This window comes from Kitasatospora sp. NBC_01560 (assembly GCF_045208415.1).
GTDB lineage: Bacteria > Actinomycetota > Actinomycetes > Streptomycetales > Streptomycetaceae > Kitasatospora.
In genome coordinates this window covers 1,734,926-1,748,448 of the sequence record NZ_CP109364.1, presented here as the reverse complement: position 1 = coordinate 1,748,448, position 13,523 = coordinate 1,734,926, and the positions used below count along the sequence as shown (strand labels likewise).

Here is a 13,523-nt window from a genome sequence, read left to right as displayed (position 1 = left end):
GGCGTCGCGGCAGGGGTCACCCGTCGAACGCACTGCTCGGGGGTGGCTGGTGCCACGGGGGAGATGTTCGGCTGTGATCTTCGACAGTCTTGATGTGTCGTACGGCGAGATGTGGGGTCCCTATCGGGGAATGACCCATCGGAGCCCGATGTCACGCGCGCTCGCGGCACGCAAGCATGCGGCCGGGAAGGATTACGCGGTTCTGCTGTCCGCGCGGGAGCAACCGCTGGCACTGGTCGAATACTGGCCGGGGCGGATGTGGCGTGTGTATCTGTTCGACGACAGGTCTTGGTGCATGCAGATGATCGACCTCAAGCCGCACGGCACGGGGATGTTGCTGGCTCAGCAGAACATCCGATGGCAGTTTCCCAACGATCAGGCGCACTTGTACGGGAAGTGGGATGTTCAGGAGACCACCACCGTCTCAGCCGACGGACAGATCGAGGTGAAGTCCGAGTTCGTCGGACCGCGGGGCGGATCGCCGGAGTCATCGCACGATCGAGCATCCGGCCCGTCGAGCGTCCCCGGACGGCGGTTCGCGACGCCCGTCGAGGACTTCCTCTGTCCCGCACCGGAATTCGGCGACTGGCAAGTGTTCGCTCCGCTCCTCACCCAGCAGGGCCACGAGTCCGCCGCCACGACCGTAGTCCTGAACGACAGGTCGGTGGACGAAGGATCGGGACCGCTGCGCGCCACCGGAATTGAGCAACTGTTCAATCCGGGTGCGTGCGACACCCGGGAGGGGCCGGCCGTCGTCGAGCCCATTGACGCCGGCATGCTGCGGATCACCTCAGGGCAGCTGGCGGTCTCGGACCCCGGCTGGATCAGCAACCTGCGGACCGTCGCAGTGCCGCTGGGCGACTTCCCGGTCACACTGTCGCTTTTGCGCACGAAACACGGGGCCGATGTCGCCGCGGCCAGGGTGACGTTTCTGGACGCCCCTCCCCACGAGTGGGAAATGACCCTCCGGCCCGACGAGGACCTGGGGCTGCTCGGCGAGGGCCAGTTCTACGGGGTCGGCGTGGATACCGGAACAGCGGCTTTCATGGATGCGACGCGGACCGTGACCGAAGACCAGCTGGACGACGACATTTTCGTACCCCTCGACAGCGACAGCCATTTCAGCGTCGAACTGCCCGGCACGGAGCCCGAGCCGAATCTCATCGCCTTCCGTGCCGGCCAAGGCGACGGCTCCTACCCCGTCTGGACCGGCCGCACCGAAGACGGACAGGTTGGTTGCGTCGTCGTCGACTTCCAGCTCCATTCCGCCGCCGGGACAGAGTAAGGATCGCCGACCACCTGCGCGAGGCCGCACAGGCCGGTCAGCTGGGCGGACTGCTTCAGTTCAACACGCTGAACTTGACAGCGATAATGACGGGAGGTGAACGCGCGGTGACGGTCCGGGGTCGCGGCCGCGCGGCGCGGGGGGGCGAGGAGGGACGCCACGGACCATGGCTGCGTCCGTTCGTCGGTGCGCCACGTGCCCGGAGGAGTCCCCGTGTCTGCTGGTCGGTCAGTCGTGATCCGTTCCCTCACACCGTCGGTGCTGGCCCTCGCCCTGGCGGTCGCCGCCGCGGGGTGCGGCTCGGAGTCCGACAGCGAGGCAGGGGCCCCGCCGACCTCCGCATCGATCGCCTGTGACGGATCCGGCCAGCTGCTGGGCGCCGGTTCGACCGCCCAGGGCAACGCGATCGACCTGTGGAAGACCACGTACGGATCGGCGTGCCCGCACGTCACCGTCAACTACGGCGGTGGCGGGTCGGGCGCCGGAGTCCAGCAGTTCAACACGGGCAAGGTCGCCTTCGCGGGTACCGACGCGGCCCTCGCCCCCGCCGAGGTCGACGCCTCGAAGCAGGTCTGCACCGGCGGCCGGGGCATCGACCTGCCGATGGTCGGCGGCCTGATCTCGATCGTCTTCAACATCAGCGGGGTCGACAAGCTCGTCCTCGACGGACCCACCACCGCCAAGATCTTCGACTCGCAGATCACCACCTGGAACGACCCGGCGATCGTCGCCCTCAATCCGGGCACCGCCCTGCCCGACGCGCCGATCCAGGCCATCCACCGCGCGGACGACTCCGGCACCACCGCCAACCTGACCGCCTACTTCGCCGCGGCCTCCAACGGCGCCTGGGCCAATCCGGCCGGAAAGTCCTGGACGGGTCGGGGCGGCCAGTCCGCGAACGGCTCCGCCGGGGTCGCGGCGCAGGTCAAGCAGGTCGACAACGCCATCGGCTACGTCGAACTCTCCTTCGCGCAGACCAGCAAGCTGAAGAGCGCCGCCATCGACACCGGCGCCGCGGCGCCGGTCGACGCCACCGCGGCGAACGCGGCCACCACCCTGGCCAAGGCGCAGATCACCGGCACCGACGGCGACCTCACCCTGAGCCTGGACTACGCGACCAAGGACGCGAACGCCTACCCGCTCGTCCTCGTCACCTACGAGGTCGTCTGCGACAAGGGGAACAAGCCCTCGACGCTGCCCGCCCTGAAGTCGTTCCTGGCCTACACCAGCAGCGACACCGGCCAGCAGGCCATCGCCCCGATCGGCTACGTGCCCCTGCCGCAGGAGCTGACGTCCAAGGTGCAGACCGCGGTCGCCGGCCTCGCCTGAACCCTCGCCCGAACCCCCGACGGGCCCGTCGGGGCCGGCGCCCGGCAGCCCGTGCAGGAATCCGTTTGGCGGAGCGCGGTGGCCGCTGCTAGGTTTCCGGCAGCCGTGCGAGAGAACGAGGAGGTGGTACCCGTGAACGCTGTATCGACATGGGTGCTCCCCTCCGGGGTCACGGTCGGGCGATAGGTCGTCCGGGAGCGCCGTTCCAGAGCACTCCCGAAAGGCACGACCATGCAGTTCACCTCCGAACAGCGCCTCGACGACGGCGTCCTCGAACGCGAGTTCACCCTCGGTGAGATCCCCGGCATCCTGTGGACCCCCGGATCGGCCTCCGCCTCCGCGCCGGTGCCGCTGATCCTGCTCGGCCACCCCCCGCTCGGGTTGCAGCGGATGTACCCCCGGCTGGTGGAGCGGGCCCGGTCCGCCGCGGCGGACGGCTTCGCCGCGGCCACCATCGAGCTCCCCGGCAGCGGTGACCGGCCCCGCTGGCCCGCCGTCGAGCAGGCCCGCGCGGACCTGCGCCGGGTGCTGGCGGCCGGCGAGCCGGTCGGCGACGAGATCGTCGACGCCCTCGTCCTCCCGCTGGTCGACAAGGCGGTCCCGGAATGGCAGGCCGCCCTGGACGCCCTCCTCCTGCTGCCCGAGCTCGGCGGCCCGGTCGGGTACTCGGGGGGAGTGATCTCGATCGGGACCAGGCTGGCGGTGGTCGAGCCGCGCATCGCGGCCGCCGTGCTGTTCGCCGGGAGCTTCGTCCCGCGCGCCGTGTTCGAGGAGGCCCGACGGGTCACCGTTCCGCTGCACGTCCTGTTGCAGTGGGACGACGAGGGGAACGACCGGCAGGCGGCGCTGGATCTCTTCGACGCCTTCGGCTCCGAGGAGAAGACGCTGAACGCCAACATGGGCGGGCACACCGGCGTCCCGCCGTTCGCGGGGGAGGCCGCGGCCCGGTTCCTCGCGCGGCACCTGAGGTGAGGCCGGGCCGTCGGGCCACCTCCGGACGGTAGGCGGTGCCGGCCGGGATGCTGCCCGCCACGAGCAGCATCCCGGCTCTCCTCGCCCACTGCACCGGGGCCCGGCCGGACGTCCTCCGGCCGGGGCCCGGTGCACGCGACGGACCGCGACGGCGCACGCGACCGCGACCGCGACGGCGACCGCCGAGCGTCACGTCACTTCACGTCACTGTGCGGACAGCCGCGGCGTGCGCGACGGCGCCGTCCGCCGGTCGCCCGTCGCCTCGAAGGCCGCGCCGAGGGCCAGCAGCGCGTTGTCGTCGTAGGCACGGCCGGCGAAGGTCAGGCCGACGGGCATGCCGGTGTCCGTCATGGTGCCCATGGGCACGGTCACCGTGGGGATGCCGAGGTGACGGGGCACCAGGTTGCCGTTCGCGACCCAGACGCCGTTGCGCCAGCCGAGGTCGGCGGAGGCCTCGGAGACGTCCATGTCCGCGGGGCCGACGTCGGCGACGGCGGGGAACACGACCGCATCCAGGCGCAGTTCGTCCATCCACGACTCCAGGTCGACCCGGCGCGTCTCCTCCAGGCCGCGCAGCCCCTGTTCGAGGTGCGGCATGTCGGTGAAGGAGGCGTACGGGCGCTCGCGCACGAGACGCGGGTAGTCGCCGATCGTGTCGTCGAAGCCGGCGTAGCGGTCGGGGAGTTCGCCCGGCTGCTTGGGCCAGATGCGGTCGCTGTCGACGTCGGCCAGGGTGGGGAGGGCCGGGTCCCCGTTGGCGCGCAGGAAGTCGTCCCACGCCCACGCGGACAGGTCCTCGATCTCGACGGTGAGGTAGTCGCGGCCGACCAGGCCGCGGGTGAGCAGCGAGGGTGCGCCGGGGCGGTCGGACTCGTAGTTGGACACGACGGGGAAGTCGACCTCGACCACCTCGGCGCCGGCGGCCTCCAGGTCGCGGCGCGCGGCTTCCCACAGGGCGATCACGGAGGGGCGGGTGTCGATCCGGTCGCCGGTCTGGCCGCCGATGCCACCGTCGGGGTTGGTGCCGGCCTCCGGGTCGGCGTTGATGTACATCCTGGGGACGCCGACGCGCTTGCCGGCCAGCGCGGCGTGCGCCGTGCGGGCGTCAGCGGGTGCCAGTGCCGGGTACGAGGCGGGGCGCACCTGCGAGGCCGCGGGCAGCGGCACCCACGGCTGGGCGCGCCACAGGTCGCCGCGGGTGTCCGGGTCGTCGGCCACGATGACGTCGAGCAGTTCGAGCAGGTCGGCCATGGTGCGGGTGTGCGGGACCACGACGTCCATGGTCGGCACGAGCGGCCAGTTGCCGCGCACCGAGATCACGCCGCGGCTGGGCGTGTAGGCGCACAGCGCGTTGTTCGAGGCGGGCGCCCGGCCCGACGACCAGGTCTCCTCGCCGAGGCCGAACGCGCCGAACGACGCGGCGGTCGCGGTGCCGGAGCCGTTGGACGAGCCGGAGCCGTAGGCGCTGGTGAGCCAGTCGGCGCTGTACGGGCTCTCCGCGCGGCCGTACACGCCGCGCTGCATGCCGCCGTTCGCCATCGGCGGCATGTTGGTCAGGCCGATGAGGACGGCCCCGCCCGCGCGCAGCCGCTCGATGGCGAAGGCGTCGCGCTGGGCGACGAGGTGCTCGAAGGCGGGCGAACCGGCCGCGGCCGTCAGCCCCTTCGCGAGGTAGCTGTCCTTCGCGGTGTAGGGGATGCCGTCGAGCGGGCCGAGCGTCGCGCCGCCCGCTCGGCGTGCGTCGGAGGCCTCGGCCTCGGCGCGGGCGTCCGGGTTCATCACGACCATCGCGTTGAGTGCGGTGGCGGTGCCGGGCCGGTCGTAGGCGTCGATCCGTGCGAGGTAGGCGTCGAGCAGCTCGACCGCCGTCGTGCGGCCCTTCTCCAGCGCCTCGCGCAGGTCGGCGATACAGGTCTCCACTACGTCGAATCCGCGCGTCATGCGGGTGTCTCCTGGATGGTCGGGCCGGACGGGCAGATCGCTGGGCGTCGAACCGATCGCGCGCGGTGCCGTGCCTCCGGTCGTGCTGATTAGATTTTCAGTCTAGACTACCGATCTAGAACCCCAGAATCGAGATGAGGCCGCCATGCCGACGCCCGAGCCCGAGCCCGCGTCCGGATCCGAGCCCGCGTCCGGATCCGAGCCCGAGTTCGCGTCGGAGCGGCCGCAGCGCTCCCTCCCGGCGGACCGCGCGCCCGGGCCTGCGGCAGGCGCCGGCCCCGAGCCGCTCCCCACCCCGCTGCCGGCCCGGGCGGCCCCGGGTGGCCGGAAGCGCCAGCCCAGCGGCGACGAGGCGCGCGGCCGGGCGATGCAGGCCGCGATCAGCGCCATCGCGGAGAAGGGCGCCGCGGCCGTGCGAATGTCGGACATCGCCGCGCGGGCCGGGATGAGCACCGGTCACATCCTCTACCACTTCGGCAAGAAGGACCGGCTCCTGCTGGAGGTCCTCGCCTGGAGCGAGGCGGACCTCGGGGCCAGGTACCAGCAGGCCGCCGACGAGGCCGCGTCCCCTGCCGAGAAGCTGGCGCTGTTCGTCCGCTTCTACCTCCCCCGCCACCAGGGCGACGAACGCTACGCGTTGTGGACGCAGGTGCTGGCCCAGCGCCACGACGACGCCGGCCGGCAACTCCTCACCGCGCTGTCCGACGCCTGGGAGGAGCGCCTGGACGCCATCCTTCGCGAGGGGTGGGCGCTGGGACAGTTCGCCGAGGTCGACCTCCCCGAGTTCGTCATCAGGGCGGTGGCCATGCTCAACGGGCTCTCCGGCGACGTGATGTTCGGGCGGTCGCGTTGGCAGGACGCCTCCGCGCACACCTTCGCCCTGTCCGCCCTCGAACGCGAACTGCGCCCGACCGGTCGGGCGTGACGACGGGCCCGGCGGCACGCGGTACGCGCGCCGCCGCGTCCTTTCCGGCCGCGCGGGTCCTCAGTCCAGCAGGGCGCGCAGCGCCAGTTGGCCGACCCGCGCCAGCTCCTCGTGGTCGCGGCCGGCCGCGGCCTGGACGGCGATGCCGTCGGTGACCGTGTGGACGAGTGCGGCCAGGTCGGCCGGGGCGTAGCGGGAGGGGAGATCGGTGGCCTGCTCCAGCCGTCTGCGCAGTGCCGCCTCACCGGCTTTGCGTGCGGCGACGGCGTCCTGGCGTGCGGCCTGCGCGTCGGGCCCGCCGGCGTGGACGCTCTTGACGCAGAGGCAGCCGCTGGGCGTGCTCCTGCCCGTGGTCAGGTCGACGGCGCCGTGGATCAGCCGCTCGACGACCTCGCGGCCGGTGGGCGCGTCCAGCGCGTCGGCGGCGTAGGCTCCGGGGCCTTCGAGGTAACGGGCGAGGACCTTGCCGAACAGGTCCTCCTTGTTGCCGAAGGCGGCATAGAGGCTGGGCCTGTTGATGCCCATCGCGGCGGTCAGATCGGTCAGCGAGGTGCCCTCGTACCCCTGCCGCCAGAACACCTCCAGCGCGCGGTCGAGTGCGGTGTCCGTGTCGAACGACCGTGGGCGTCCACCGGGCATGCCGTCCTCCCTTCCCAGTTCTATACCTATCGGTACGTTACCTCTTGCGCGAGGGCGGCGCGCCCGCCTAGTTTCGTACCGGAAGGTACACAACTGAGGGGGCGCACATGATCCGAGTCGGAGTTGTCGGGGCGAGCGGCTGGGCGGACGGTTCGCACTTGCCGGCGCTCGCCGCACTGGAGGAGTTCGAAGTGACCGCGGTCGCGACGACCAACCGGGCCAGCGCGGAGCGCGCGGCAGCCGCCCACGGCGTACGACACGCCTTCACCGACGCGGGCAGGCTCGCCGCGCACCCCGACGTCGACCTGGTCGTCGTCTCGGTGAGGGCCTCCGGGCATGCCGCCGTGATCAGGGCCGCGCTCGCCGCCGGCAAGCACGTGGTGTCCGAATGGCCGCTGGGCGTCGACGCCGAGGAAGCGCACGAGCTGACCGAGGCCGCCTCCGCTGCCGGCATCGTCCACGCGGTCGTCCTCCAGGGCCATCACTCCCCGAGCGCCCGTTTCGCCGCCGACCTCGTGGCCGAAGGCCGGATCGGCACACTGGAGTCGGTCGTGCTGGTGGCCGACGGCGCCCCGTGGGGTGGCAGTCGCATCTGGCCGAACCTGGTCTTCGGCCTGGACCCCGCGGAGGGGACCGACATCCTGACCGTCATGGCCGGCCATTTCCTGGCCACACTCGAACGGGTCGCGGGCCCGCTGACCGAAGTCTCCGCACGACTGCCCCGGATGCACGACCGCGTGCTGGTCGCCGGAACGGAGCGGACCGCACCCAACGCCACGCCCAGCCACGTGCTGCTGCACGGCGCACTGGCGGGCGGCGCCACCGCCTCCGTCGCCGTGCACGGCGGCAACGAGCCCACCGGGGACGGCTTCCTCCTCGAACTCGTCGGCAGCGAGGCAACGTTGACCGCCACTCCGGCCCGGCCCGGTACGTTCATCCACTGGGGTGACTGGGCCATCAGGATCGGTGACGAAGTCCTGACCGTGCCCGACGCCTGTCGCACCGTCCCCGCCGCCGTCCGGTCCGGCCCGCCGGCCAACATCGCGGCCCTCTACCAGGAGGTCGCCCGGGCCATCGCCGAAGGCCGTCAGCCGCACCCGAGCTTCGGGACCGCCCTGCGCCACCACCGGCTCCTGGCCGCCATCGAACGGTCCGCGGCCGCCGGCGCCGTCCACGTGGTCCCGTAACGGCTCGGCGGCGTGCCGCCCGGGCGGTGCAGTAGGAAGAGCCCGGCATGCTGCTCGCCACCGCCCGGGACGGTTCGCCAAGGGGATGGCGATCAGCGGAAGACCCGCATGCCGGACCCCCGTTCGGCGGTGTTGATCAGGTCGATCACCTGGACCCGGTGGAGCGACAGTGCGTCGTTGGCGAGCCGGCCGACGTCCACGGGGTGGTCGGCTGTCCGAGCGGATGGGGGAAGCCGGTGACCACCCGGTTCCCGCCCAGCGGTGACGCGTCGTCGAGGACCCACTCCCGGTGCGCGCCGTGCTCGTCGCGTCCGCGGCCGGTGCTGCCTCGCCGACGGCTCCGCCGCAGGTGGGACGTAGTACCGCGGTACCACCGGCCGGGCGGGGCACCAGCCCCCGGTACCACGGTTACCGGGCCGGGCGCGGCTAGCGTTGCCGGTGAGGCGTCCCGGGACGGCCGGCGCCCGAGTGCGAGGGAGCACCCATGATCGAGGCGTACCAGCTGACCAAGCGGTACGGCGAGAAGACGGCGGTCGACCGGCTGGACTTCACCGTCCGGCCGGGGGCGGTCACCGGCTTCCTGGGACCCAACGGGGCCGGCAAGTCCACCACCATGCGGATGATCGTCGGCCTCGACGCCCCGACCGCGGGGGCGGTGACGGTCAACGGCCGCCGCTACGCCGAGCACACCTCGCCGTTGCAGGAGGTCGGCGCGCTGCTGGAGGCCAAGTCCATCCACCCGGGCCGCTCGGCCTTCGACCACCTGATGGCCCAGGCCTACACGCACGGCATTCCGCGCCGCCGGGTCGACGAGGTGATCGAGCTGACCGGACTGCGCACGGTGGCGAAGAAGCGCGCCGGGGCGTTCTCGCTCGGCATGGGCCAGCGGCTCGGCATCGCCGCCGCCCTGCTCGGCGACCCGGCCACGGTCATGCTCGACGAGCCGGTCAACGGCCTCGACCCCGAGGGCGTGCTCTGGATCCGCAACCTGCTCACCGCCCTCGCCGCCGAGGGCCGCACGGTCTTCGTCTCCTCGCACCTGATGAGCGAGATGGCGCTCGTCGCCGAGCACCTGATCATCGTCGGACGCGGGCGGCTGCTCGCCGACACCACCGTGAAGGACCTCGTCCGGCAGGCCGGCGGCGACACCGTCAAGGTGGCCAGTGCCGATGCGGCCCGGCTGCGCGAGGTGCTGGCCGGGCCCGGCGTCGAGATCACCGGCCGGGTCGGCTCCGAGGAGCTGCAGGTGACCGGCCTGACCCCGCGCGCGATCGGGCTGAAGGCCGCCGAGCACGGCATCGCGCTGTTCGAGCTGACGGCCAGGGCGGTGTCCCTGGAGGAGGCGTTCATGGACCTGACCAGGGACTCCGTCGAGTACCACGGGACCACCACCGGCATCGAGACCCCCGGGAGGGTGGCATGACCACCATCACCCCCGTCCACTCCGCGGAGCCGTCCGGTACCCGGCCCGCCCGCCCGGCCTACCGGGTCAGCGGCCGCCGGGTGCTGCGCGCGGAGTGGGCCAAGCTGTGGTCGCTGCGCTCCACCTGGATCACGCTGGGGCTCGCCCTGGTCTTCGTGATCGCCTTCGGCCTGATCGCCTGCGCGCAGTACAAGCACCGGATCACCTCCGGCGGGCACATGGACCGGGACTTCGCCGGTGCCACGGCCGTCCGCCTGTCGCTGTTCGGCACCAACTTCGGCCAGCTCGCGCTGGGCGTGCTGGGCGTCCTGGTCACCGCCGGCGAGTACTCCACCGGGATGATCCGCTCGACCCTGGCCGCCGTGCCGCGCCGGCTGCCGGTGCTGTGGTCCAAGGCCGCCGTGTACGGGGCGGTCGCCCTGGTGGTCGGGACGGTGGGGGCGTTCACCGCCTTCCTGATCGGCAGCGGGATCGTCGCCGGCACCCCGGCCGCGCTCACCGTCTCCGACCCCGGCGTGGTGCGCAGCCTGCTCGGCGCGGGCCTCTACCTGGCTCTGGTCGGTGTGGTCGGCGCCGCCCTGGGCGCGCTGCTGCGCTCCGTGGCGGGCGGGATCTCGGTGCTGGTCGCCACGCTGATGCTGATCCCCGGCCTGGTCAGCCTGCTGCCCACCTCCTGGCAGGACCACATCAGCCCGTACCTGCCCAGCAACGCGGGGGAGGCGATGTTCGCGCTGCACCACGACGCCACCATGCTGAGCCCGACCGCCGGGCTGCTGGTCCTCCTCGCCTGGGCCGCCCTGGCGCTGGGCGCCGCGGCCTGGCGCCTGGTGCGCACCGATGCGTGACGGCTGACGCATCGGTGCCCGATGCCCGACGTCCGACGCCTGACGTCCGACGCCTGACGTCCGATGCCTGACGTCCGATGCCCGACGTCCGACGCCTCCCGTCCGACGTCGGGCATCGGACATCGGGCGTCAGGCATCGGACCGCCGGCGGCACTGCTCGGGCGGCGGGCCGCCGGGCATCGCCCACTATGGACAGGTGACCTCCGTGACCGCAGACGACTCCGGCACCCGGGCGGGCCCCGCCACGCCCCCGGCGCCCCCTCCGCAGGGGCTCGAAACCCTGTGGGCGCACCCCGTGGTGGTCCGGCTGACCCGGGCCGGCCAGCGGCTGCGCGGGCTGGACCAGCGCCACCCGTGGCTACTGGACACGGCCGTGGTGGCCGTCGTCCTCCTGCTGTTCTGCGTACCGGACCTCGTGCACGACGCCGGGCCGCGCGAGCGGATCCGGATCGCGCACCTCTCGACCGCCGCCACCCTGGTCTGGCAGCTCGCGCTGGTGCTGCCCCTGTGGTGGCGCCGAAGGGCGCCGTCGGCGACATTCGCGGTGATCGCGGCGGTCTTCATGGCGCAGTGGGCCGGGATGGTCTGGCTGCGTGCGGACGTGGCGCTGCTGATCGCGTTGTACAGCCTGGCGCTGCACGGCCGGCTGCGGCACCTGCCCTGGGCCTGCGCCGTCATGGCTGCGGCGCTCGGGGTGGCCGCCGTGCGGCTGTCCAGCGCGGTGTTCTTCGGTGACGCGCTGTTCTTCCTCGCCAGCGCCGCCACCGCATCCGTCGCGCTGGGCCTGGTGCTCCGGATCCGCCGGGCGCACGTGGCCGCTCTGCGCGAGCGCGCCGTCCGGCTGGAGATCGAACGCGACCAGCGCACCGAGCTGGCAGCCGCCACCGAGCGGGCCAGGGTGGCCCGCGAGATGCACGACATCATCGGCCACAACCTGTCGGTGATCATCGGCCTCGCCGACGGCGGCGCGTACGCGGCGGAGCTCAACCCCGGCCGAGCCAAGGAGGCGCTGCAGCTGATCGCCGGCACCGGACGGCAGGCGCTCGGCGAGATGCGCCGGATGCTCGGCGTGCTGCGCGAGCAGCGGCAGGGGCCCGAGCTCAGCCCGCAGCCGGGCGTCGCCGACCTCGACGAGCTCTGCGAGCGGGTGCGGGCCGCCGGGCCGCAGGTCCGCTACCGCACCGCCGGTGACGTGGAACTGCTCGACCCGGCGGCCCAGCTGACCGTCTACCGCATCGTGCAGGAGGCGCTCACCAACAGCCTCAAGCACGCGGGCACCCGCACCCGGGCCGAGCTCCGGATCGCGGTCGAGGGCGACACGGTGCTGATCCGGGTGCAGGACAACGGCCCGCCGGACGGTCCGAGCGCCGCACCGCCCAACGAGGAGGGGCACGGCCTGGCCGGTATGCGCGAGCGGGCCGCCCTCTACGGCGGCACCGTCGCGGCCGGTCCGGCGCCGGGCGGCGGCTGGACGGTCGAAGCCCTCCTCAGCCTCACCCCGCCCACCGACCCCGGAGGCTCCGCGTCGTGACCACCGTGCTGATCGTCGACGACCAGCCGCTGCAGCGGCTGGGCTTCCGGATGCTGCTCGAAAGCAGCCCCGAGACCGAGGTGGTCGGTGAGGCCGGGCACGGCGCCGACGCGGTGCGCCGGGCCGCCGAACTGCGGCCCGACGTGGTGCTGATGGACGTGCGGATGCCGGGCATGGACGGGATCGAGGCCACCCGCCGGATCGTGGCCGCGGGCGGGCGCTGCCGGGTCCTGGTGCTGACCACCTTCGACATGGACGAGTACGCCCACGCGGCGCTGCGGGCCGGAGCCAGCGGGTTCCTGCTCAAGGACGCCCTGCCGGAGGAGCTGCTCGCCGGCATCCGGGCGGTTGCCTCGGGTGACGCGGTGATCGCCCCCGGGCTGACCCGGAGGCTGCTCGACGCCTACGCCCACCACCTGCCGGCCCGTGGGCCGGGCGAGGGGCCGGCCGGAGACCCGCGACTGGCCGCGCTGACCGAGCGCGAGCGGGAGATCCTGGTCGCGATCGCCCAGGGCTGGACCAACGGCGAGATCGCCCAACGCCTGGTGCTCGCCGAATCCACCGTCAAGACGCACGTCGGACGGGTGCTGGCGAAGATCGGCGCCCGGGACCGGGTGCAGGCCGTGATCTTCGCGTACGACATGGGGCTGACCCGGCCGGTGTGACGGGGGCGGGTCGGGGCCGGGGGCCGGACCGGGGGTGACGGCACCGAGGTGGCGGTCGCTCCCGTCGAGGCCGGGGACGACGACGTGGGGCGCTCGCCGTCGGTATCCGCGCGCCCGGCGTCCGCCCGCCCGGTATCCGCCCGCCCGGTATCCGTCCGCCTGTGCCGCCGTCCTGGCCGCAGAGGCGCCGCCCGTTCGGCGTAGGACCGTGGTACCGCCCCGACCACGAGGTTCCGTCCCGAGTACCACGGTCGGCCGCCGCTCTGCCGTTAGCGTGAATGGCAGGACGACCGGCCGGCCACCGGACCGACCGTCCGACCGAGGCCCTGGCCGGATCTCCCGGCTCCCCGGGGCCGTCCGTGCTCGCGACCAGCAGTACCGTCGACGGCATTCGGAGGTTGGCATGGACACCACGATCTCTTCGACCATGAACGGCCGCGGGCCCGTCCGGCCCGTCCGGCCCGTCCGGGCCCCAGGCTCCACCGTCACGCCCGCCGGGTGGGCGACCCGCCATCCCGGACCGCTGCCGACGCCGGCGCCCATGACCCGGAACGGCCTTGGCGCGCCGACTGCGGCCACCTGGACCCTGCGGGCGCCCGCGCCACCACGGTGCCCGTGTCCGTGCGCGTCCTCGGCCCGCGCCTCGGCCCCGTGGCAGGCCCCGTCCGCCTTCTCGCCGTGGTGATCCCGGTCGTACCGGAGGTCGCCATGCAGGACGAGGACGGCCGCGGCCCGGCGGTGTGGGACGGTTTCACCGCCCGGCCCGGCACCGTACGGGACG

At 73.1% G+C, this 13,523-nt stretch carries 11 protein-coding genes; 9 read left to right on the top strand and 2 right to left on the bottom strand.

What is annotated here, in order from left to right; all coding sequences use genetic code 11:
- Positions 1-73 precede the first annotated feature (73 nt).
- The 3 genes from OH807_RS07125 (at position 74) to OH807_RS07115 (ending at position 3,586) form a co-directional block, all read left to right on the top strand.
- Positions 74-1,285, top strand: coding sequence for a DUF4241 domain-containing protein (locus tag OH807_RS07125; RefSeq protein ID WP_406195266.1), 1,212 nt, complete (start codon positions 74-76; stop codon positions 1,283-1,285).
- A gap of 234 nt (positions 1,286-1,519) precedes the next feature.
- Entirely contained in the window at positions 1,520-2,614 is a 1,095-nt protein-coding gene (gene pstS / locus OH807_RS07120; RefSeq protein ID WP_406195264.1) for a phosphate ABC transporter substrate-binding protein PstS, read from the top strand.
- 231 nt (positions 2,615-2,845) lie between these two features.
- Complete coding sequence (locus OH807_RS07115; protein WP_406195262.1) at positions 2,846-3,586, top strand: alpha/beta hydrolase; 741 nt, start codon at positions 2,846-2,848, stop codon at positions 3,584-3,586.
- A 204-nt stretch (positions 3,587-3,790) separates the two neighbouring features.
- Here the strand turns inward: OH807_RS07115 and OH807_RS07110 are convergent, their stop codons facing one another.
- On the bottom strand, positions 3,791-5,527 hold the full coding sequence (locus OH807_RS07110; protein WP_406195259.1) for an amidase: 1,737 nt from the start codon (positions 5,525-5,527) through the stop codon (positions 3,791-3,793).
- 145 nt (positions 5,528-5,672) lie between these two features.
- On the opposite strand from OH807_RS07110, the gene OH807_RS07105 reads away from it, so the two are divergent.
- Positions 5,673-6,452, top strand: a complete 780-nt coding sequence (locus OH807_RS07105; RefSeq protein WP_406195258.1) for a TetR/AcrR family transcriptional regulator — start codon at positions 5,673-5,675, stop codon at positions 6,450-6,452.
- Positions 6,453-6,512: 60 nt separating this feature from the next.
- On the opposite strand, the gene OH807_RS07100 is transcribed toward OH807_RS07105, so the two are convergent.
- Entirely contained in the window at positions 6,513-7,091 is a 579-nt protein-coding gene (locus OH807_RS07100; RefSeq protein WP_406195256.1) for a TetR/AcrR family transcriptional regulator, read from the bottom strand.
- A gap of 107 nt (positions 7,092-7,198) precedes the next feature.
- Here OH807_RS07100 and OH807_RS07095 point away from each other — a divergent pair, with 107 nt between their 5' ends.
- The 5 genes from OH807_RS07095 (at position 7,199) to OH807_RS07075 (ending at position 12,742) form a co-directional block, all read left to right on the top strand.
- Complete coding sequence (locus OH807_RS07095; protein ID WP_406195253.1) at positions 7,199-8,278, top strand: Gfo/Idh/MocA family protein; 1,080 nt, start codon at positions 7,199-7,201, stop codon at positions 8,276-8,278.
- Between the two features lie 484 nt (positions 8,279-8,762).
- On the top strand, positions 8,763-9,701 hold the full coding sequence (locus OH807_RS07090; RefSeq protein ID WP_406195251.1) for an ATP-binding cassette domain-containing protein: 939 nt from the start codon (positions 8,763-8,765) through the stop codon (positions 9,699-9,701).
- Positions 9,698-10,546, top strand: coding sequence for an ABC transporter permease (locus OH807_RS07085; RefSeq protein ID WP_406195249.1), 849 nt, complete (start codon positions 9,698-9,700; stop codon positions 10,544-10,546). Before OH807_RS07090 ends, OH807_RS07085 begins: the two co-directional genes overlap by 4 nt.
- Before the next feature lie 280 nt (positions 10,547-10,826).
- The gene (locus tag OH807_RS07080) at positions 10,827-12,077 is read left to right on the top strand and encodes a sensor histidine kinase (protein WP_406210772.1); all 1,251 of its coding nucleotides are present in this window, start codon (positions 10,827-10,829) and stop codon (positions 12,075-12,077) included.
- On the top strand, positions 12,074-12,742 hold the full coding sequence (locus OH807_RS07075) for a response regulator (protein ID WP_406195246.1): 669 nt from the start codon (positions 12,074-12,076) through the stop codon (positions 12,740-12,742). The genes OH807_RS07080 and OH807_RS07075 overlap by 4 nt, the downstream gene beginning before the upstream one ends.
- Positions 12,743-13,523 lie beyond the last annotated feature (781 nt).

Coding starts and splice junctions, on each gene's coding strand:
- OH807_RS07115 (WP_406195262.1), top strand. CDS start 2,846: ATGCAGTTCACCTCCGAACAGCGCCTCGACGACGGCGTCCTCGAACGC.
- OH807_RS07110 (WP_406195259.1), bottom strand. CDS start 5,527: ATGACGCGCGGATTCGACGTAGTGGAGACCTGTATCGCCGACCTGCGC.
- OH807_RS07105 (WP_406195258.1), top strand. CDS start 5,673: ATGCCGACGCCCGAGCCCGAGCCCGCGTCCGGATCCGAGCCCGCGTCC.
- OH807_RS07100 (WP_406195256.1), bottom strand. CDS start 7,091: ATGCCCGGTGGACGCCCACGGTCGTTCGACACGGACACCGCACTCGAC.
- OH807_RS07095 (WP_406195253.1), top strand. CDS start 7,199: ATGATCCGAGTCGGAGTTGTCGGGGCGAGCGGCTGGGCGGACGGTTCG.
- OH807_RS07090 (WP_406195251.1), top strand. CDS start 8,763: ATGATCGAGGCGTACCAGCTGACCAAGCGGTACGGCGAGAAGACGGCG.
- OH807_RS07085 (WP_406195249.1), top strand. CDS start 9,698: ATGACCACCATCACCCCCGTCCACTCCGCGGAGCCGTCCGGTACCCGG.